Annotated in this window: 20 protein-coding genes and 1 tRNA gene; 1 reads left to right on the top strand and 20 read right to left on the bottom strand. The window is 67.5% G+C overall.

Features of this window, described 5'->3' with window-relative positions; genetic code table 11:
* Position 1: 1 nt before the first annotated feature.
* The 12 genes from Q7W51_06565 to galU all read right to left on the bottom strand — a co-directional run bounded on the left by Q7W51_06565 (position 2) and on the right by galU (position 13,272).
* A complete protein-coding gene (locus Q7W51_06565; protein MDO8848030.1) occupies positions 2-979 on the bottom strand; it encodes a Gfo/Idh/MocA family oxidoreductase in 978 nt (325 codons plus the stop codon).
* Positions 976-1,740, bottom strand: a complete 765-nt coding sequence (locus tag Q7W51_06560; GenBank protein MDO8848029.1) for an SDR family oxidoreductase — start codon at positions 1,738-1,740, stop codon at positions 976-978. Before Q7W51_06560 ends, Q7W51_06565 begins: the two co-directional genes overlap by 4 nt.
* Positions 1,740-2,930: a UDP-N-acetylglucosamine 2-epimerase gene (gene neuC, locus Q7W51_06555; GenBank protein MDO8848028.1), complete on the bottom strand. Its 1,191-nt coding sequence runs from the start codon at positions 2,928-2,930 to the stop codon at positions 1,740-1,742. The genes Q7W51_06560 and neuC overlap by 1 nt, the downstream gene beginning before the upstream one ends.
* Positions 2,927-3,928, bottom strand: a complete 1,002-nt coding sequence (neuB, locus tag Q7W51_06550; GenBank protein ID MDO8848027.1) for an N-acetylneuraminate synthase — start codon at positions 3,926-3,928, stop codon at positions 2,927-2,929. The genes neuC and neuB overlap by 4 nt, the downstream gene beginning before the upstream one ends.
* Positions 3,925-4,989 carry a sugar phosphate nucleotidyltransferase gene (locus Q7W51_06545; protein ID MDO8848026.1) on the bottom strand — a complete coding sequence of 355 codons (1,065 nt, stop codon included), beginning with the start codon at positions 4,987-4,989 and terminating at the stop codon, positions 3,925-3,927. The genes neuB and Q7W51_06545 overlap by 4 nt, the downstream gene beginning before the upstream one ends.
* Before the next feature lie 3 nt (positions 4,990-4,992).
* Positions 4,993-6,177 (bottom strand): aminotransferase class I/II-fold pyridoxal phosphate-dependent enzyme, encoded by a 1,185-nt coding sequence (locus Q7W51_06540; GenBank protein MDO8848025.1) that lies wholly within the window; start codon positions 6,175-6,177, stop codon positions 4,993-4,995.
* Complete coding sequence (locus Q7W51_06535) at positions 6,170-7,168, bottom strand: GDP-mannose 4,6-dehydratase (GenBank protein ID MDO8848024.1); 999 nt, start codon at positions 7,166-7,168, stop codon at positions 6,170-6,172. Before Q7W51_06535 ends, Q7W51_06540 begins: the two co-directional genes overlap by 8 nt.
* A 78-nt stretch (positions 7,169-7,246) precedes the next feature.
* Complete coding sequence (rfbH, locus tag Q7W51_06530; GenBank protein ID MDO8848023.1) at positions 7,247-8,584, bottom strand: lipopolysaccharide biosynthesis protein RfbH; 1,338 nt, start codon at positions 8,582-8,584, stop codon at positions 7,247-7,249.
* A complete protein-coding gene (gene rfbG / locus Q7W51_06525) occupies positions 8,581-9,708 on the bottom strand; it encodes a CDP-glucose 4,6-dehydratase (GenBank protein MDO8848022.1) in 1,128 nt (375 codons plus the stop codon). Before rfbG ends, rfbH begins: the two co-directional genes overlap by 4 nt.
* 2 nt (positions 9,709-9,710) lie before the next feature.
* A complete protein-coding gene (gene rfbF, locus Q7W51_06520) occupies positions 9,711-10,478 on the bottom strand; it encodes a glucose-1-phosphate cytidylyltransferase (GenBank protein MDO8848021.1) in 768 nt (255 codons plus the stop codon).
* Between the two features lie 170 nt (positions 10,479-10,648).
* Positions 10,649-12,250: a hypothetical protein gene (locus tag Q7W51_06515; GenBank protein ID MDO8848020.1), complete on the bottom strand. Its 1,602-nt coding sequence runs from the start codon at positions 12,248-12,250 to the stop codon at positions 10,649-10,651.
* Between the two features lie 170 nt (positions 12,251-12,420).
* The gene (galU, locus tag Q7W51_06510) at positions 12,421-13,272 is read right to left on the bottom strand and encodes a UTP--glucose-1-phosphate uridylyltransferase GalU (GenBank protein ID MDO8848019.1); all 852 of its coding nucleotides are present in this window, start codon (positions 13,270-13,272) and stop codon (positions 12,421-12,423) included.
* Positions 13,273-13,544: 272 nt separating this feature from the next.
* Between galU and Q7W51_06505 the strand changes: the two genes are divergently transcribed.
* Positions 13,545-14,177: a hypothetical protein gene (locus Q7W51_06505; protein ID MDO8848018.1), complete on the top strand. Its 633-nt coding sequence runs from the start codon at positions 13,545-13,547 to the stop codon at positions 14,175-14,177.
* A gap of 18 nt (positions 14,178-14,195) precedes the next feature.
* On the opposite strand, the gene hemL is transcribed toward Q7W51_06505, so the two are convergent.
* The 8 genes from hemL to Q7W51_06465 form a co-directional block, all read right to left on the bottom strand.
* Positions 14,196-15,479, bottom strand: a complete 1,284-nt coding sequence (gene hemL / locus Q7W51_06500) for a glutamate-1-semialdehyde 2,1-aminomutase (GenBank protein ID MDO8848017.1) — start codon at positions 15,477-15,479, stop codon at positions 14,196-14,198.
* Between the two features lie 64 nt (positions 15,480-15,543).
* Positions 15,544-16,527 (bottom strand): hypothetical protein, encoded by a 984-nt coding sequence (locus Q7W51_06495; GenBank protein MDO8848016.1) that lies wholly within the window; start codon positions 16,525-16,527, stop codon positions 15,544-15,546.
* Between the two features lie 35 nt (positions 16,528-16,562).
* On the bottom strand, positions 16,563-17,867 hold the full coding sequence (locus Q7W51_06490; protein ID MDO8848015.1) for a radical SAM protein: 1,305 nt from the start codon (positions 17,865-17,867) through the stop codon (positions 16,563-16,565).
* Between the two features lie 23 nt (positions 17,868-17,890).
* Entirely contained in the window at positions 17,891-18,244 is a 354-nt protein-coding gene (locus Q7W51_06485) for a heavy metal-binding domain-containing protein (protein MDO8848014.1), read from the bottom strand.
* 6 nt (positions 18,245-18,250) lie between these two features.
* A complete protein-coding gene (hemB, locus tag Q7W51_06480) occupies positions 18,251-19,231 on the bottom strand; it encodes a porphobilinogen synthase (GenBank protein ID MDO8848013.1) in 981 nt (326 codons plus the stop codon).
* 83 nt (positions 19,232-19,314) lie between these two features.
* Complete coding sequence (locus Q7W51_06475; GenBank protein MDO8848012.1) at positions 19,315-19,548, bottom strand: hypothetical protein; 234 nt, start codon at positions 19,546-19,548, stop codon at positions 19,315-19,317.
* A 94-nt stretch (positions 19,549-19,642) separates the two neighbouring features.
* Positions 19,643-19,718 (bottom strand) — tRNA-Ala (locus Q7W51_06470).
* Positions 19,719-19,828: 110 nt separating this feature from the next.
* On the bottom strand, positions 19,829-20,659 hold the full coding sequence (locus tag Q7W51_06465) for a uroporphyrinogen-III synthase (GenBank protein MDO8848011.1): 831 nt from the start codon (positions 20,657-20,659) through the stop codon (positions 19,829-19,831).
* Positions 20,660-20,666: the final 7 nt, after the last annotated feature.

The raw sequence follows: 20,666 nt of genomic DNA, 5'->3' as shown, positions 1-20,666 counted from the left end.
GTCAGCAGGCCTTCCGGTCCGCGAGCAGTTCGAGGACGCGCGCAGCCTCCTCGAGCGACGGGAGCGTCGCGCCTTCGACGGTCTGCCCTGTAATCGCCGAGAAGAACGCCTCGAGTTCGGCGGTGTAGCTGCCCCGGGCATCGAACAGCGTCGGGTCGTCATCTATGACGGTGCTTCCGCCGGCAGTGACCGCGAGCGTCCCGGCGATGATGTCACACTCGATAACGCCCGCCGATGCGACCAACCGGATACGACGCCGGGGCGTGCGCTCCAGGTAGTCCATGTGGACGGTGCAGCTGAAGCCGTCATCGAACGAATAGACGCCGTCGAAGACGTCCGGGGCGTCGATGCCGAGGATCCTGGTGTGCGAAGTTCGAGTCACCCAGTCAACGGGTTGGCCGAAGAGCATGTACAGGTAGTCCACCTCGTGCGACAGATCGAGCGCCACGCCACCACCCCGCTCCGCCGAGGCGCTGTAGAGCTCCGTCACCGGGCGATCTGGACGCCAGTCGGGCAACCATTGCCCCACCTCGATGCGCGCGAAGAGGCGCCGTCCGAGCGTGCCGCCCTCGAGCAGCTCCGCGATGCGCCGGAAGACGCCGAGAAAGCGCAGGTTGTAGGCAACGAGTACCGTCGCGCCGGCGGCCTCGGCCTCGGCGCAAAGGGCGTTGAGATCGTCTCCAGGCCCGACGGCGGCCGGCTTCTCCACGAGCACATGCGCACCCGCGGCCACGAGCGCGCGGGCGGTGGCGACGTGCAGATCCGTGGCATTCGCCACGATCGCCACGCGCGGGCAGTTGGCGGGGATCACCGGCTCCACGCGCACGCGCGGGTCGCCGAACTCCTCAACCTCCGAGACGTCGCGCGCCGTCACCACGACGACCTCACTCACAGCCATCGCGAGCAAGTTGCGCACGTGACGCTGGGCGATCGACCCGCTGCCGACCACACAGACGCGCTCGGGCACCGGCACGCTCATCGCGCCGACCACCCGCCGTCAACGATGATGTTCTGCCCGGTAACGTACGCGCCCGCATCGGACGCCAGGAAGACGACCGCACCCACGATGTCGCGCGGCTTAGCCATCCGGCCGAGGGGCGTGAGCGTCGCATAGCGCTCTACGAACGCCTCGGCCTGGCGGTCCTCGACGCCGCCCGGCGAAACACAGTTGCAGCGCACACCGCTCGGCCCGTAATACGTAGCAAGCAGACGGGTGATGCCGATGATCCCGCCCTTGATGGCCGCGTACGCACTGGGCATCGTCATCGACGTGCCGTCATAGACCTCATAGCTCGGCCCGACGACCCCGTAGATCGAGGCGAAGTTGATGATGGCGCCGCCGCCCGCTTCGGCCATGCGGCGTGCCGCCTCGCGGGACGTGGCGAAGTAGCCGCCGAGGTGGCTGTCGAGGTTCTCGCGCCACGAATCCAGCGACTCCGTGTCGAGCTTCTCGCCCCAGTCGCCGGTGCGGGGGTACGCGCAGTTCACGAGCACGTCCAGGCTGCCCGATGTGGCGATCACATGGTCGTAGACCGAGGCGATGGACTCCTCCGAGGTGATGTCGAGTACCACGGCGCGGTCGTCGCCCGCATCCGCCATCACGTCCGCGATCCAGACGTCCGCACCCCATGCGCGCAAGGCAGCGCAGACCTCGCGGCCGAGCAGCCCGGCGCCGCCGGTCACGAGCACGGTGCGCCCGGCGCAGCTGAACAGGTCCTCGTAGGTGGTCGGATCGCTCATCAGACCTCTTCTCGATCGTGCGGTCCTTCAAACTCCAGATCGCTGAAGCCGGCTTCGCGCGCACGCGCAACCAGCGCGCGATCGGCGAGCAGTTCAGCCATGCGCTCCGCAGCGTGCCCGTCGCCGTAGGGATTGGGAGCGGTGCGTGCGAACGCACGATGCTCGGGAGAGGTGGCCCGCTCGATGGCCGCGGCGATGCTAGCGGCGTCCGGATCGGCGTGGATCACGCTTTCCGGGCGGACCCTCCCCGCCTGCCGCGTGCCGATGTCCACACTCGGCACGCCGAGTGCGGGCACCTCGATGAGCCCGCTCGAGGAGTTGCCCACCACCGCGGCCGCGTTCTTCGCCGCCGACAGATAGCCCACGCGCCCAAGCGAGGTCACGATGTCCACGCGCCCGGGATGCGCGTCGCGGAACGCCTCCAGCCGCGCGAGCAGTGCGCGCCCGCCCGCATCCGCATTCGGCGTGGTGAACAGCGCGCGGAAGCGCGGCAGAGAGTCGAGCGCCCTGAGCAACTCATCGGCCTCGGCGGTCGAATCGCCGAGGCGCGTAACGGGATGGAACGTGAGCAGAAGTGTGGTCTCGTCGCAGACCACACCGAACGACCCGGCGAACACCTCGGGCGTGAGGAACTCGGTGCCGACGACGTTGTCGACCGCCAGGGCGCCGGTGTTGAAGACCGCGAAACCCGGAGCGCCCATCTGCACGACCCGACGGCGATACTCCTCGGCCGCCGTGAAGTGCAGCGTGGACATCTTGGTGATCGCGTGCCGGAACGGGTCGTCCAGCGAGCCGAGGGTGACCTCGCCACCGTGGATGTGCGCGATGGGGACGTCCAGCACGAGCGCCGCGGTGGCCGCCGAGAACGTCTCGAAGCGGTCGCCGAGCAGCACCACGAGATCGGGCACGCTCTCTTCGAACGCGGCCGCGAGCGCGGGAACGGCGGCGCCGATCGCGCGGGCCGTCGCGCCGCGGCTGTCATCACCGGCGGGCAGCACCACACGATGCGAGATCGGCATGCCGTCGGCCTCGACCTCGCGCACGGTGAGGCCGTGCTCCTCGGCGAGATGCGCGCCAGTGACCACCACGCTGAGCGCGAATCGCGCATCGGAGCGCAGCCGCATCATGAGCGGGTAGAGCAGCCCGTAGTCGGCCCGGCTGGTGGTGACGAGCGTTACCCGGATGCTCACAGTTCGATCGCCTCGTCCGCCTCGAAGCGCCGCGCAGCGACGCGCCCCATGACCGAGTCCCACACCATCGGGCTCAGACCCGTGCCGGGCCGCTTGGCGGTCAGATTCTCCGCGGTGAACGCTTCGCCCGCCTCGATAGCGCGCGCCGCGACGATGCTCTTGCGCACCACCGGCGCGTTCCGCAACTCCGAGGGTGTGGGTGCCTTGTGCCCCGTGCCGAGGGCGCGGGCGACCTTCGCGGTGGCCGAGACGAGCGCGGCCAGCTCATCGGGCTCGATGCTTGCCGCATGATCGGGCCCCGGCAACGTCCGGTCGAGCGTGAAGTGCTTCTCGATGACGACAGCGCCGAGCGCGGCGGCGGCGATCGCCACCTCGATCCCCTCGGTGTGATCCGAGTAGCCCACGGGAACGCCGAACGTGTCGGCGAGCTCGCGCATCGCCAGCAGGTTCACCTCGTCGATGGGCGCCGGGTACTCGGTGGTGCAGTGCAGCAGCGTCACGCGGTCCCTCGGTAGTCCGGCGGCCTCGAGTGCGTCGAGCGCCGCGCCGATCTCCTCGAGCGTGGCCATACCGGTTGAGAGCAGCACGCTCTCGGCGAAACCGGCGACCGCCCGCAGGACGGGCAGATCGGTGATCTCACCGGAGGGCAGCTTGTACTCGCGCACGCCGAGGGAGGCCAACAGACCGACGCTCCGCACGTCGAAGGGGGTCGAGAGGAACGCGATGCCTCGCTCGGCGCACCTCCGAAGCAGTGCCGCATGCGCGGCCTCGTCGAGCGTGAGGGCGGCGAGCATGTCGAGCTGTGTGCCCGAGCCGGTCTGCTTCTCCTGGTAGTCGGCCTTCACCGCACCTGCGGAGACGAGCGACACGGGGTCGAAGCTCTGGAACTTGACGACGTCCGCGCCGGCCGCAGCCGCCGCGTCCACCATCTCCAGGGCACGTTCGCGCGATCCGTTGTGGTTCACGCCGGCTTCGGCGATGATCCGCGGCCCGCTCACCGGATTCCCAGTCGGTCGAGGGCGAACTGCAGCTCCTCCAGCTGGCCGACGTCGAGCCAGAGCCTCTCGGGGATCGGGTACACGCCCACGCGCGAGCCGGCATTCATGGCCCGTGCGATGAGATCGGTCGCGTCGGTGCGCTCCTCGGGGACGATCAGATCGAGTACCCCGGGTTCCATGACGTACATGCCGGTGGAGGCCAGCAGGTCGTACCGCGGCTTCTCGTGAAGCGCCTCGAGCGCGCCGCCGGGACCCACGTCGATGATCCCGTACGGCAGCACCACATGCTTCATCGACGCGACGAGCGTGATGAGGTTCCCCGCCTCCCGGTGCTGCTTCACGAGGTCGGCTAACTCGATGTCCATGATGTTGTCGCAGTTGGTGAGGATGAAGGTCTCGCCGAGCGAGGCGGCCATGAGCGAGAGGCTCCCGGCGGTGCCAAGCGGCTCGCCCTCGTCGAAGAAGTCGAGCGGGTACGGCAGGTCCTCGTCACTGAAGTACGCACGTATCAGACTCGCCTTGAAGTTGAGCGAGACCAGGAACCGCGTGCACCCCTGGTCGTGCATCCGATCCATGATCAGTCGGAGCACCGGGTTGTCGCCCACGGGGATGAGCGGCTTGGGCAGGATGCGGGTGAACGGGTCGAGTCGGGTGCCCATTCCCCCGGCCATGATCGCAACGGGCACGTTCGCGGGCGTGCGGGGCATTCCCACCGGGTCGGCGAAGACATCGGCCCACCACACGGCGTCGACCACCGAGCCGTCGGCTTCCACCACGGGCATGCAGTGCACGCGGCGCGCCATCATGTGGTCGCGGACCTCAGTCTCGGAGGCGCCTGACCCGATGCGCACCGGGTCGCGGTTCATCGCCGCCGATAGAGGTTCGGTGAGCGTCTTGCCCGCCAGGATGTGCCGCCGGATGTCACCGTCGGTGAGTACGCCCACCAGCGCGCCGCCCTCCACCGCGATCAGGATCTTGCCACCCGTCTCGTCGAGGACGCGCAGCGCGTCGACGATCATGATGTCCGGCGAAACGGTGATGTCCGTCAACTGGGGATGCACGGGCTAGCTCCTGTACAACGAACGAACGGCCTGCACGACCCGGTCGACGTCGTCGGCGACAAGATCGCTCGTGCAGGGCAGGTTGAGGATCCGTTCCCAGTACCATACCGCACGCTCAGGGCCCACGACAGTACAGCCTGCATACGGCACCTGCATGTGCACGGGCAGCCACAGCGGGCGGGTCTGGATCCCCGCCTCGGTGAGCCGGTTCATCAGCTCCTCACGATCCATGCCGAACTCGTCCGGCTCCACCAACAGCGTGTAGAACCAGCAGTTCGGGTCGGTCCCGGCGGGCGCCTCGAGGAAACGCAGGCCTGGCGCTCCGGCAAAGCCGGCCACGTAGCGGGCGCGGTTCGCGCGCTTGACCTCGATCTTCTCCTGAAGCTGCTCGATCTGCCCGAGACCGATGGCCGCCGCGACGTTGCTCATGGCGTAGTTGAAGCCCACCGCACCGTGGACGTAGCGCAGCGCATCGTCCTTGGCCTGGTAGCAGAGGTAGCGGGCGCGGGCGGCTACGGCCTCATCGTTGGTGACGAGCATGCCGCCTGCGCCCGTGGTGATGATCTTGTTGCCGTTGAAGGAGAACGTGCCGGCGAAGCCGAGCGGGCCGGTGGCCTTCCCGGCAAGTGGCCCTTCCGTGAAGCGGGAGCCCAGGCTCTCGGTCGCGTCCTCGATCACCGGAATCGAGTACTGCTCGCCCAGCGCGAGGATCCGCTCCATGTCGCACGGATCGCCGAAGATGTGGACGGGCATGATCGCCTTCACGGGCCGGCCGTTGGCAGCGTCGATCACCGTGCCGGTGGCCGGATCCAGGTTGGTCGCCAGATACTCCTCGAGCAGCGCCGGATCGAGGCCGAGGCGATCGTCGCATCCCACGAGCACGGGATCGGCGCCACAGTAGCGAACCGAGTTCGCCGAGGCGATGAACGTGGCTGTGGGGACGATGACCGCGTCCCCGGGGCTGACGCCCGCGATGAGCAGTGCGACGTGGAGCGCGGCCGTGCCGCTCGCGCATGCAACCGCGTAGCGCGCGCCGGTGAGTTCGCACACGGCGGCTTCGAACTTGCCCACGTAGGCGCCCGCGCCGGACAGCCAGCCGGTATCCAGACAGTCGTTGACGTACGCGCGCTCGTTGCCGGTGACCACCGGTACCGACAGCGACAGGAAGCGGAGCGCGGGATCAGACATTGTAGATGCCCCACTTATAGCGGGCGAGGTTGGCGGGGTCGCTGAACCACTCCACGGTCCGCTGCAGACCCTCCTCGAGCGTGACCTGCGGCGCCCAGCCGGTGATCTCCGTGATCAGGCGGTTGTCCGCGAGCAGCCGCTCCACCTCGCTCTTCTCGGGGCGCTGCCGCTCGTCGGCGCTCACGATACCGGTACCCGGACGGACAGCGGCGATGAGCGCCTCGGCGAGCGCGCCCACCGTGATCTCGCGACCGGTGCCGATGTTCACCTCGCGGCCGATGGCCGCGTCGCACTCGGTGAGCGCAATCATACCGGCACACGTGTCGGTCACGTAGTTGAGGTCGCGGGTCGGGTGGAGCGAGCCGAGCTGGATGGTCTCGGCGCCACCCAGCAGCTGCGTGATGATCGTGGGAATGATCGCCCGGGCCGACTGGCGCGGGCCGTACGTGTTGAACGGCCGCGCGGTCACGACTGGCGCGTCGAACGAGCGGAAGAACGACTCGCCCATCTTGTCGGCGGCGATCTTGGACGCCGAGTACGGCGACTGCCCCTGCACCGGGTGCTTCTCGTCGATCGGTGCGTACAGCGCGGTGCCGTACACCTCGGAGGTCGAGGTGATCATGATGCGCTCGAGATCGAGTGCGCGGCCCGCCTGCAAGACGTTCAGCGTGCCGCGGATGTTCGTGTCCACATACGTGTCGGGCGCCACGTAAGAGTACGGGATGCCGATGAGTGCCGCGAGGTGCATGACCGCGTCGGCGCGCGTGAGGCTCTCGCGCACGAAGTTGGCGTCGCGGACGTCTCCCATCGTGACCTCGACCTGGCCGAGGAACTCCTTCGGCAGCGTATCGAGCCATCCCCACGTGCCGAACGAGTTGTAGAAGACGAACGCGCGCACCGTTGCGCCGTGCGCGACGAGCGCCTCAACCAGGTGGCTCCCGATGAAGCCATCAGCGCCAGTGACAGTGACCCTCTTGCCCTTCAGATCCACGCAGACTCACTCCCCTGTCTGTTGTTCACAACCCGGCGGACCGCTGCGGCCCGCCTCGCGCAGCCGTCCGGAGCCGCGCTAGCCGCGGACCGTCCGCACGATCACGTCGGCCATGTGCACCAGCATCTCGTCTGTCATCCCCGGATACACACCGATCCAGAATGCATCGGTCATGATGCGGTCGGTGTTCGTGAGCTCGCCAACGATGCGGTAGCCCTCGCTGCTCTCGCGCATCTCATCGAAGCACGGCTGCCGGACCATGTTTCCGCCGAAGAGCATCCGCGTCTGCACCTTGGCGCGCTCGAGCGCTTCCACGAGCACGTCGCGGGTGACGCCACTCCCCTCGCGCACCGTCATCAGGTAGCCGAACCAGCTCGGCTCGGCGCCTTCGGTGGCCACCGGCAGAATGACCGTGTCGGCCACCGGCGCGAGCAGTTCGGTCAGGCGGTCGAAGTTGCGCCTGCGCGCGGCGATGAAGCCTGGGAGCTTCTTCAGCTGCTCCACACCCACGGCCGCCTGCATGTCGGAGACCTTCAGGTTGTAGCCGAACTCGGAGTAGACGTACTTGTGGTCGTAGCCGAACGGCAGCGTGCCGAACTGCTGGCTGAACCGCTTGCCGCAGCGGTTGTCCACACCCGAGGGGCAGATGCAGTCGCGGCCCCAGTCGCGCATCGCAAGCACGATGGCGGCGAGCTCATCGTCATCGGTGTACACCGCGCCACCCTCGCCCATCGTCATGTGGTGCGGCGGGTAGAAGCTCGACGTGCCGACGTGACCGAAGCCGCCAGTGTACCGCCCGCGCCACTTCGAGCCGAGCGCGTCGCAGTTGTCCTCGATGAGCCACAGGCCGTGGCGCTCACAGAACGCAGTGACTGCGTCCACGTCGAAGGTGTTGCCGAGCGTATGCGCCAGCATGACCGCCTTCGTGCGCGGCGAGAGCGCCGCCTCCAGCTGCGTCACGTCGATATTGCCGGTCTCGAGCACCACGTCCACGAACACCGGCACCGCGCCGTACTGCACCACCGGGGCGATCGTGGTCGGGAAGCCGGCCGCAACGGTGATGACCTCGTCGCCGCGTTCGATCCGCCGCTCGCCGAGTCGCGGCGAGGTGAGCGCCGAGAACGCGAGCAGGTTCGCCGAGGAGCCCGAGTTCACGAGGAAGCAGTGCTTGAGGCCGAGGAAAGCCGCCAACTCCTCTTCGAAACGCCTCGAGAAACGGCCGTACGTGAGCCAGAAGTCGAGCGAGGAGTCGACGAGCGACACGATCTCACGCTCGTCGAAGACGCGCCCGGCATACGGGACGCGCGACGCGCCCGGCTCGAAGGCGGCCGTTCCACCGAAGGCCTCGGCGTAGTATTCGGCCGTCTTGGCCAGTACCTCCTGGCGCAGCTGCTGCGCGCGTTCGCTCTCACTCACGTGGTCTGCTCGCTTCCTGTGGTGCGGTCGTTCGCCCACACGGCGCCCGTGCGGACGGCCTCGTCGGCGTATGCGGTGATGTCGGCCCCGGTGATGGCCACGATGTCGGCGCCCTCGTGCCGAGCGGCGTACCATGCGGCGGTCACCTCGAGCGTGCGCGCCACCGGATATAGCGGTCGCCAGCCGAGGTGCTCATGCACCTTGGTGATGTCGAGCACGAGCAGGTGCGCCTCGTGCGGACCGCCCGGCTGCGGGGGCGTCGTCCACGTGCCGGAACCCCATGCCGCGACGATCGCGTCGGCCACCTCGCGCACGGGCACGGTGCCCTGCTCCTCCGGGCCGAAGTTCCACGGTCCGTCGAAATCGGCGGAGCCGCCGAGCATCCGGCTCCCGAGGTACAGGTAGCCGGAGAGCGGCTCGAGCACGTGCTGCCAGGGACGAACCGCGTCCGGGTTGCGCACCACTATCGGCGCTCCCGCCTCGAGCGCCCGGATACAGTCGGGCACGATGCGATCGGCCGCCCAATCACCGCCGCCGATGACGTTGCCGGCGCGGACGCTCGCGATGCGCACCGGCGACGCCTCGCCGTAAAACGACCGGCGGTATGCCGCGGTCACCAGCTCGGCGCAGCCCTTCGAGGAGCTGTACGGATCGTAACCGCCCATCGCGTCGCCCTCGCGGTACGCATGGCCGGTCTCACGGTTCTCGTAGCACTTGTCGGAGGTGACCACCACGATCGCGCGCACAGACGGACACGACCGAGCCGCCTCCAGGAGGTTCACGGTGCCCATGACGTTGGTCTCGTAGGTCTCGACCGGCGTCTCGTACGAAAGCCGCACGAGCGGCTGTGCTGCGAGGTGGAACACGATCTCGGGTGCGGCCGCCCGTATCACCTCGCGAAGGTGCGCGAGATCGCGCACGTCGCCGATGACGTGCCGCGTGAGCCGTTCGGCGAGACCCAGCTCGTCGAACAGGCTCGGGTCCGTCGGCGGCTCGAGTGCGTAACCGCTCACCTCGGCGCCGAGCATCAGCAGCCACTCGACCAGCCACGAGCCCTTGAAGCCGGTGTGTCCAGTGATGAGCACGCGCCGTCCGGCGTATGCGTTGCCGAAGAGCTCGGCCACCCTCACCACACCTTCCACGGCGCTGAACCCGAGTCCCAGAGGTCCTCCAGGTGTCGCTTGTCGCGCAGTGTGTCCATCGGCTGCCAGAAGCCCGCGTGCTGGTAGGCGCGCAGCTCGCCTTCGGCAGCGAGCGACTGCAGTGGATACCCTTCGAAGATCGTCTCGTCCGATTCGATCCGGTCGAGCACGCCCGGCTCGAGGACCATGAAGCCGCCGTTGATCCAGTCGCCATCGCCGAGGGGCTTCTCGCGGAACGAGCGCACCGCGTCACCCTCCACATCGAGCGCGCCGAAGCGGCCGAGCGGCTGGACGGCGGTAAGCGTCGCCTGCTTGCCATGCGCCTCATGGAACGCGAGCAGCGCAGGGATGTCGACATCCGCGACGCCGTCACCGTAGGTGAGCATGAAGCGCTCGCCGTTGAGGTACTCGGCCACACGCTTCACGCGGCCGCCCGTCATCGTCTCCGCGCCCGTGTCGACGAGTGTCACCTTCCAGGGCTCGTTGACGTTCTGATGCACCGCGAGTTCGTTGGTGCGCATGTCGAAGGTCACGTCGCAGTTGTGCAAGAAGTAGTTGGAGAAGTACTCCTTGATCATGTAGCCCTTGTAGCCCAGACAGATGACGAATTCGTTGAAGCCGTAGTGGCTGTACATCTTCATGATGTGCCAGAGGATCGGCTTGTCGCCGATCTCGGCCATCGGCTTCGGCCGAACGCTCGTCTCCTCGGACAGGCGCGTACCGAGACCGCCTGCAAGAATGACTACCTTCATCAGTGCCCTCCAGTTGGCGGTGTCCGGCAGCTGCATCATGCGTGGACGGCCACTGGCAGCGTCCACGCGTGGACTCCGAGCCTCGAGCCCGGCAGAACCATCACAGGATACCATCAGTAGGGCCGCACCCTGTCTGGATGCGGCCCTCAGTCTGTCAACGATTCGGCGCCTCAGTTCCCCACGAAGTACGTGATGCCCTCGTAGCTGTAGATGTGCGCAAGGCCCGCGATCACCGCATCCCGCTCCTCGGCGGAGACGGTGTAGAAGTGGCTGCCGTTGGTCTTGTTGTAGAAGCGGTACATCGGCGCGCAGCCCCCGGATGTGAGCGAGACGTTGTACGCGGGTCCCTCGTAGGCGTACGTAGCCGACCACTGCGCGATGACCGCGTCCCGCTCGGCCACCGAGGGCGTATAGAAGTGGCTGCCGTTGGACTTGTTGAAGAAGCGGTAGAGCGGCGCGTAGTTGGCTGGGTTCGCAGTGTTGATGGAGTACGCAACGCCCTCGTAGGCGTAGGTCGCTGCGTATCGGGCGATCACGGCATCGCGCTCGGTGACCGAGGCGGTGTAGAAGTGGCTGCTAATGGCCTTGTTGAAGAACCGGTAGACCGGCACGAACGTGGTCGTCGGGGCGGGGGGTGTCGTCGGATCCTCGGGGATCGTCGGATCCTCGGGGGTCGTGGGGTCAAGCGGTGACGCGAACGTCGTGGACGCGCCCGTGAGTGCGCCGAAGCTGGTGCGATAGCTCACGGAGACCGGCGTCTTCGTTCCCTCGGCGTAGATGCCGCCGCTGAGCGTGATGTCGAACTGGTCACCGGGCGCGTAGGCGATGGTCGCCGGATCCGGCCGGAAGATGAACACATTCGCCACGCCGTAGCCGCCGAAGTCGGCGTTGAAGTACTCCGCGGTCGTGTCGGTGTCGGCGGCATCGAGTGTCCACGTGGCCCCATCCCGCACGCGACGCATCGTCACCGTGTGCCCGGTGCGCGTTGCGTCCCAGTCGTACTTCGCCGGGTTGAGCGTGACGGACCAGGGCGTGTAGCGGCTCGCGAAATCCACCGGGAACACGCCCGCCGACGGCCAGGCGACGAAGTCGTAGCTCACCTCGGTGGACGAGCGCGACGAGTCGAACGCATAGGTGGTGTGGTAGCCCTCGGCATACCCGATGCCGGTGTAGAGCATCCGCGGGTTGAGCAGCCAGCGCCGGTGACCGACCCGGGTGATGTTGCCCGCGTCGTCATCGTCGAGACAGCCCTTCTGGAACGACCAGCTCGTGGTGTAGCCGCCGCCGATGTTGCTCGAGCTCGTCGCGGCGTAGCCGATCGCGTAGAACGAGTCGTCCATGGCGGCCGGCTTCGGCGGGGTGTGCGAGAACGTGGATGCCGAGAGCAGCACCGAACCGTACTGCCCGTTCGAGTTCCTGGTGGAGGACAGCGTCACGTCGCGCGGCAAACCGGCAAGGTAGCGGCCAAAGTTGATCATGTTCACGCCGTCGGTGCGGTACCCTGCCGCTGCGTCGCCCGGTGCGTAGGGCGCCACGACGCTCGGTACGACCGAGTACGCCGAGCCGGTGTAGACGGGCTTCAGCTGCGCCCATGCCGCGCGCACCTGGTCTTCGGTACGCGCCGAGGTGTCCACGGTGAACGTGGCGGCAACGGCCTTGGGAAGCACGCTCGCCGGAGCGTAGAAGGAGCCCAGGCTCGCGAGAAGCGCGCACGCCACCGAGGCGGCGACGAGCGACACATGAGCGCGCGCGAACAAACGCTGTTGATTCATCAACACACCCCTGGTGATGCTGCCGTCGGCCGTGCGGAACAGAACTCTCTCTACGGTGTCGGCACGCGGAGAGACGCACTTGAGCGCAAGCGGTTGCAAATCACTTGCCGAACGGCAGATTCAAAGTGATATCCGGCAGTCGAAGGCGACGAACGGTCGTTGCCAGGGACCTAGCGCAGCAGACGGCCGAGGCGTTCCCTCAGCTGGATGCCGTACTCCTCGGTATCGAGCGCAATTGCGATGTTGGCCTCAAGCCACGACAGAACGTTGCCGGTGTCGTAGCCGACGCAGTCCATCGTGATGGCGTAGATCTCCTGGGTCTCCAGGAGCTTCCGTAGCGCATCAGTGAGCTGGATCTCGCCGCCACGGCCCGCATCCACACGCGGAAGAATGCGCATGACCTCGGGGGTGAGCAGGTAGCGCCCGAAGATGGCCAGATTAGAGGGAGCCTCGTTGGCCGGGGGCTTCTCGACGAGGTCGGTGATCTTCCATACGCCGGGCTCGACTTCCGTGCCGGCGATGACGCCATACCGGCTCACGTACTGCTGCTCGACAGGTTCGACCGCAAGGACCGACGCGCCATACCGGTCGTAGACCGCCTTGAGCCTGGGCAGGCAGTCGTTCTTCGGCACGAGGACGTCGCCGAGCATCACGTAGAACGGCTCATCGCCGGTGTGCGGCGCACCGCACAGCACGGCGTGACCGAGTCCGCGAGGCCGACCCTGCCGGACGTAGAAGACGTTCGCGAGTTCCGGGATGGCGCGGATCTGTCGCAGCTTCTCGGTGTTGCCGCTCCTCTCGAGCAGGTCCTCGAGTTCCGCGGAGCGGTCGAAGTGGTCCTCGATGGCACGCTTACCCCTGCCGGTCACGACGAGAACGTCGTTCACGCCGGCAGCCACCGCCTCTTCCACCACGTACTGGATGACCGGCTTGCTCACCACGGGCAGCATCTCTTTCGGCTGCTCCTTGGTGGCCGGAAGGAACCGGGTGCCGAGTCCCGCGGCGGGGATGATGGCCTTCATGCGTGTGCCCTCTCTAAGGTGGCATAAGTGCTCGTGCGCACCGGAATCCGTACGCAACATCACAGGGTACTCCAACCCACCCGCCGAGGTAACCGCGCGCCAGGCCAGAGCGGTCGCGCGGGGCAGCCCGGAAGCGGGTACACACGTCGTTACAGGCAGCCTGCGGAGGGAGCACCGTGAGTACCTACACGCCTGCAGAATACCAAGTGTGCTGCGACGAGCACGGATTCAAGTGCGCGTACTGCGGAGTTCGATTCGACAGAGCCGGGGAAGTGTGCGAGAGCTGTGACGCCAACGGGGCCCCGTGTACCATCTGCGGCGCTCGCAAGGACGGCCACCTGGGTCCTGGACTCGTCTGCCCCGACTCACAGGCATCCGACGGGGAGGCGCAGAAGGCGGCACGGGCGGACTCGCAGCCCGACTTTGACCTTGACGCAGCGCTCGCCTCTATCCCCGACGCGCAGCGGATGAAGGAACACCGCGACTGGCGGGAGCGGCTCGGCCGAGCACCCGGTGGCCGGATCGATCACGGCCCGGGAAGCTTCACCCAGCTGTCGCCGGAGGGCATTGTCTATCACGAGGAGCTGCAGCGCCTCGGCGCAACGAGCACGAACCTGGTCCGCGTCTGGCTCTACCCTGACGGGCGTCAGATCATCGAGACGGAGGCGGACGAGACCCGCCCGGGGTCTGCGTTCCACGAGACGACGACCGAGGTCGCTGAGAGCGATCGGCACCGCATAGAGTCCGAGACCGTCATGTGCACGGAACGCTACTCCGCGCAATCACAGAACCTCGTGGACGCGGCGCGCGAGAAACTGCGCCACCAGCGAGAGGAACTGGCAAGGTTCACGCGCGAACTGGCCCCCCGTTGGCCTTCGCGCGACGATTCACAGGACGATGACTAGGTCCGGAACCCGTGGCCGTCATAGCGTGGCGAGCACTTCTCCTGCCGCGTCGGTCATCGCATCGATGTCCGCATCACTGTGCGCCATGCCGACGAACGTGGCCTCGAACTGGCTCGGTGCGAGCACGATACCCCGGTCGAGCATGCCTCGGAAGTAGCGGGCGTAGCGATCGGTGTCGCTCGTCGAAGCGGTCGTCCAGTCGCGCACCACCTCGGCGGTGAAGAAGATGCACGCCATGGCGCCCACGCGCGTGAAGTAGGCGTCGATCCCGGCAGCATAGGCGGCCGCCCGTAGCCCCGCCTCAAGGCGCGCGCCTTTGCGCTCCAGTTCGTCGTAGATCCCCGGCTTCGAGAGCTCGGCGATGAGCGCGAGACCCGCCGCCATCGCCACCGGATTGCCCGAGAGCGTGCCGGCCTGGTAGACGGGACCCACGGGCGCGAGCTGGTCCATGATCTCCCGCTTGCCGCCGAAGGCGCCCACCGGGAAGCCGCCACCGATGATCTTGCCGAGCGTGGTGAGGTCGGGCATGACGCCGTAGCGCTCCTGCGCGCCGCCGAGCGCCACACGGAAGCCCGTGATGACCTCGTCGAAGATGAGCACGACACCGTGTGTATCGCACAGGTCGCGCAGACCCTGCAAGAAACCCTCGGCGGGCGGAACGACTCCCATGTTGCCGGAGACCGGCTCGACGATGATCGCCGCGATCTCGTCGCCTTCTGCGGCGAGCGCCGCGGCAACCGCGTCGAGGTCGTTGTACGGAAGCACGATAGTGTCCTGGGCGGCGCCTTTGGTGACACCGGGAGTGCCGGGGATGCCCAGGGTCAGCAGACCGCTGCCAGCAGCCACCAGCAGTGCGTCGGAGTGACCGTGATAGTTGCCGTCGAACTTGATGAACTTCTCGCGGCCGGTGTAGCCGCGCGCGAGGCGGATCGCGCTCATCGTGGCCTCAGTGCCGCTCGAGACCATGCGCACCATCTCGACGGAGGGAACCGCGGCACACACCGCCTCGGCCATGCGCACCTCGAGTTCGGTCGGCGCACCGTAGCTCGTGCCGCGATCGAGTTGGGCCCGCACCGCGTCGAGCACCACGTCCGGGCCGTGGCCGAGGATCATCGGACCCCAGGAGGCGACGAAGTCGATGTACTCGTTGCCGTCGGCGTCCCACACGCGCGAACCCTTCGCGCGCTCGTAGAAGAGCGGGTCAGTGCCCACGCTGCGGAACGCACGGACCGGCGAGTTCACGCCGCCCGGGATGACGCGCTGGGCGCGCTCGAACAGGTCCGAGGAGTGTGCATGGTTCATGGAGAGGCGCCCCCTACAAGGTCTGTGACGGCCGAAACGCGAGTATATCAGTCAGCGAAGCGAGTCAGTCCCCTTCGGTGAAGTACCGCATCGGTGAGCGCGCGTACTCGCGCAGCGGGTAGGCGATGCGCGGCGCGTCCAGCTCGCCCGCGATGCGTATACGCTCGATCGCACGGTCGATCTCAGCACGCGTCTGGCCCTCGATCACGGCCAGAACCGCCATGCCGCCGGGCACACGTCGCTCGAACGCGTGCAGCACCTCGGGGAAGGACGCGATGAGAGCGCCAGCGGCCGCCGGATCGCGCGGAGAGCGCCAGACCGTGAGCGCCGAGCGCCACGGCTCCTCGCGCGTGCGGAGCGTAGCGCCGATGCGGCGCAGCGCGCCCGACGCGGCCAGGTCCTGCGTGCGATCGAGCGCCCACCGTTCGTCGATGTCGAAGCCGCACTCGCCGAGGGTGTGCACGAGTTCCGCGAACGGCCGCTCGGCGAGTGCCAGGTCGCCCTGGAGGAGTCGCACGAGCGCCTTCTCGTCCCGGTCGAGCGCGGGACCCGCCTCGGCGTCTATGCGGTCCGGTATCTCGGGGGCGCCGTCGGTGTCGAATGCCGCAGTGACCTTGTAGAGTTCGTCCGGAAGCACGCGATAGCGGTCCGCCGCCCCCGCGCTGCGCGCGAGCTCGGCCTCGGCGATCTCGAGCCGCGTGCGCGACGGCGAGGCCAGGACGTACCACAGCCGGTACCGGTCATCGAGTTCGAAGACGTGGGTGATGTTGGGCAGCGCGCCCAGCATAGATGCCACGTCTTCGGTGCGGTCTTCGGGGATGGCCAGCCCGCCGAGGGCCGCGTGGTAGCCCAGCCCTGCCGGCGAGAACTCCGCGCCGATGCGACGGACGCGGTGACCGTCCCTAAGCGCCCTCAGCACCGAGAGGACGTCCGCCTCGGGCAGGCCCGCACGGGTGCCGAGCTCAGCATACGGACGTGCCGTGACAGGCAGGCCGCCCGCAAGCACGGTCAGCACCTGCTCTGCAGTGTGGTCCAGGGGGTGGGACATCGTATCCTCCGGGGCCTGATAGGGCCCGAGCGCGATCAGGACTGCTCGGCGTCGCCCGTCCAACCGGCCGGCACGTACACGCAGTACGGCTCAGACTCAAGATAGTCGCCGGTGATCTCGAGCGCACGCGCACGACATCCGCCGCAGACCGCCTTGTACTCGCACGCGCCGCACTTGCCCTTGAGGAGCGAGTAGTCACGGAGTTCGTTGAAGACCTTCGACTCCGTCCAGATCTTCGAGAATGGCTCGTCCTTCACGTTGCCGAGTTGCATGTTGAAGTAGCCGCACGGCTGGATGTCACCCACGTGGCTGATGAAGCAGAAGGTGATGCCGCCGAGGCAGCCGCGCGTCATCGCGTCCAGGCCGTACTCCTCGCGCGTGACCTTCTTACCCTCGGCCTTGGCGAGCTGCCGGATGATGCGGTAGTAGTGCGGCGAGTCGGTGGGCTTGAAGTGAAGCGGGCTCGTCTTTTGGCGGTGGTACGCCCAGGTGAGCACCTTCTCGTACTCCTCGGGCGGAAGCTCCTTGTCGAGCAGATCGCTGCCGCGACCGGTCGGCACCAGCATGAAGATGTGAAACGCGTCGATGCCGAGAGCCTCGGCGAGGTCATGCACGGCTTCGACCTTGGTGTGGTTGAGCGTGGTGACCGTCATGTTGATCTGCACGCCCACGCCGTGGGCCTTGGCCATCTTGATGCCCGCGATCGAGGAGTCGAAGGCGCCGGGCTGGCCGCGGAAGGCATCGTGCTCCTCGGCGGTGGGAAAGTCGATCGACACGCTGATGCGCGGGATCTTGTGCTCGGCCATCTTCGAAGCGATGTCCTCGGTGATGAGGGTGGCGTTCGTGCCGATGACCGGCATGGCGCCCTTCTCGTGCAGGTAATCGACGATCTCCCAGATGTCCGGGCGCATGAGCGGCTCGCCGCCGGTGAGGATCACGATCGGGTTGGAGATGGTGACGATGTCGTCGATGACGCTCTTGATCTTCTCGAGCGACAGCTCGCCTTCGTAGTGGCCGAACTCGGCCGCCGCACGGCAGTGCGCGCACGACAGGTTGCACGAGCGCGTGATCTCCCACGCGATGATGCGCGGCGCCTTGACGCCGGTACGCTCCTGATAGGCGATCGCTTCGGGGCCGCCGCCGGGCTGGAAGCCCACGCTGCGTGCGCCGCCATGCCGCTGAGTCGCGCCCGGGTGACCACCAGGGTGGCCCGCCGGTGAGGCGGGCCTTCCCAGCGGAATGGCCACCGCGGTCTCGCCGCAGCCAGCCTCCGCATCGGCGAGCGTCTGCTCCAGATCGAGGTCGGGTCGCGCGTCCGCATTTCCTACGTTGTCGGCCATGGTTCGTCTTCCTCGTTATCTGATCACTCGGACACCGGCACGACGACGACGGCCGTCCCGTACGCGATGATCTCGTTGGTGGACTGCATGATCTCAGTGGAGTCGAAGCGCATGCCGATGATGCAGTTGCCGCCCATCTGCTGCGCGTTCGCCTCCAGCCGCTCGAGCGCCTGCTCGCGGGCGTGCTCGGCCAGCTCGGAGAGCTCGTTTATCTCGCCGCCGATGATGGTGCGCAGGCCCGCGATCGTCGTCCCGATCACGTCGCGACTGCGCACGGTGATCCCCCAGCACAACCCGAGCGTGCGCTCGATGCGGAAGCCCGCGGGGGCATCGTTGGTCGTGTAGATCGGAAGCCTTCTCCTGGCAGTGACGCTCATCGGTCTCTAGCCTTCCGTGAGCCAGCGCGCGGCGTCCTTCGCGTGGTACGTGATGATCATGTCGGCGCCGGCCCGCCTGAAGCCGGTGAGCGTCTCGAGCACGACCCGCTTCTCGTCGATCCAGTCGTTGGCGGCGGCGGCCTTGACCATCGCATACTCGCCGCTGACGTTGTATGCACAGGTGGGATAGCCGAACTCGTCTTTCACGCGACGGATGACGTCCATGTACGCGAGCGCCGGCTTGACCATCACGATGTCAGCGCCCTCGGCGATGTCGAGTGCGGTCTCACGGAGCGCCTCGTCGCCGTTGGCCGCGTCCATCTGGTAGGCACGGCGATCGCCGAAGGCGGGCGCGCTGTCGGCTGCGTCGCGGAACGGGCCATAGTACGCGCTCGCGTACTTGGCCGAGTAGGCCATGATCGGCACCTCGGAGAAGCCCTCGGCGTCGAGCGCGGCGCGGATCGCAGCCACGCGGCCGTCCATCATATCCGAAGGAGCGACCATGTCCGCACCGGCCTCGACATGGCTGACCGCCGTCATGGCGAGCATCTCCAGGGTGACGTCATTCAGCACGCAGCCGTGCTCGTCGAGCGCGCCGCAGTGCCCATGGCTCGTGTACTCGCACATGCAGACGTCGGTGATGACCATGTACTCGGGATCGTGCGCCTTGATGGCACGGATCGCCTGCTGCACGATGCCGTCCTCGGCAAACGCGCCACTGCCGGCCTCGTCCTTCGCGTCCGGCAGACCGAAGAGGATCACCGCCGGTATGCCGAGCGCCTTCAGTTCGTCGATCTCGGCGGGAAGCTGGTCGAGCGTCAGCTGGAACACGCCCGGCATCGAGGCGATCTCGTCGCGCTTGCCCGTGCCGAACTTCACGAAGAGCGGGTAGATGAGCTGCGATGGGGAGAGCGTGGTCTCGCGGATGAGCGCGCGCATCGCCGGGGTGCGGCGAAGGCGGCGCGGACGGTACTCCGGAAACTCCATGAGAGACCTCCTCGGAAGGCATGGTCGGTGTCGGCACCCGACATGGCTCAACGGACATCAGCGAACGGCGTGCCCGTCAGACGCTACTCGACGAACGCCTCGACCTCGGGACTGGCGTCGGCATAGACAGCGGCATCCGCCGAGGGAGCGTTCTTGCCGCCCACCTTGTAGGTCACGTACTTCTTGTACTGCAGCGCGATGATCAGCGCCGCCACGGCGATGGCAGTCCAGAAGGCCATCTGGATCCCCACGTATGCGACCTGGCCCCACTCGGCGAACCAGGTGAGGAAGGCGTTGGTCGTGGCCACTGTGCCCATGAGATGGTCCTCTCGTTTGTGATTCCAACCGCTTCATTGTAGGACAGCCAAAGGCGGCCCGTTTGGTTCGGCCGCCCCTGACGTTGTGTACATGTGGTGGAGATGAGCGGGCTCGAACCGCCGACCTCCGCGTTGCGAACGCGGCGCTCTCCCAGCTGAGCTACATCCCCACGTGTGAGACCCTGAACGGCCGTGCCTGCCAGGGTCGCAGAGCATAGAACAGTCTGCCGACTCACCTGCCCGCTGTCAACCGAGGCGACAGCCGTGCCGAGAGTGCCGGTCATCGGATGCCGGACCGCTTTGTGACAACCGCCGAGATCGCGTCCACGAGCGAGCGCATCGTCGACCCGGCGGCCTCGATCGGCACATCGTAGCCGCGCTCCCGAAGGGCCTCCGTCGTGACCGGCCCGATGCTTGCCGCCGCGGCGCGACCCAGTACCGCGCTCGCGTCGAGTCCTGCTGATTCGAGCCAGGCGACGAAGTGGCGCACGGTCGAAGGACTCGTGAAGGTGACAACGTCCACCTCGGCGGAGCGCAGCCGCTCGATCACCGCCGGTTCGGGCTGCGCCGGCACGGTCCGGTACACCGCCACCACGTCGACCTCGGCGCCGTCCGCTCGCAGCGTCTCGGGAAGGATCTCTCGTGCCGAGGCGGCGCGCGGCAGCAAGAACCGCACACCGGCACCGGCGCCCACAGCGCGAAAGGCCTCGATGAGGCCCTCGCCGCGAAAGTCAGCGGGCATGAGGTCGGGCGTCACGCCGTGCTCCTGAAGCCGTTCGGCGGTGGCCGAGCCGACGACCGCGATGCGGATGCCGGTCAGCGCCGAGCGTGCGATGCCGCGCTCCGCCATGCGTCCGAGGAAGCGATCGACCGCGTTGGCCGAGGTGAGGATCACCCAGTCGTAGGAGTCGAGTCCCGCGATCGCGGCATCGACCGGCCCCCAGTCCTCGGGGTCTATCGTGTCGATCGCGGGCGCGATCAGCACCTCGGCACCGAGCGCGGCAAGCGGTTCCGCCAGCGCTGCCGCCTGATGAGGCGCGCGGGTCACGAGCACGCAGGTACCCGCAAGCGGTCCGTCGACCGGACGCGCATCGGTGGCGTCAGCGATCACCGCGACC

This window comes from Coriobacteriia bacterium (genome assembly GCA_030652115.1).
Classification (GTDB): Bacteria; Actinomycetota; Coriobacteriia; order Anaerosomatales; family Anaerosomataceae; genus UBA6100.
The sequence above is the reverse complement of the archived record's forward strand: the minus strand, read 5'-3'. Positions and strand labels throughout refer to the sequence as shown.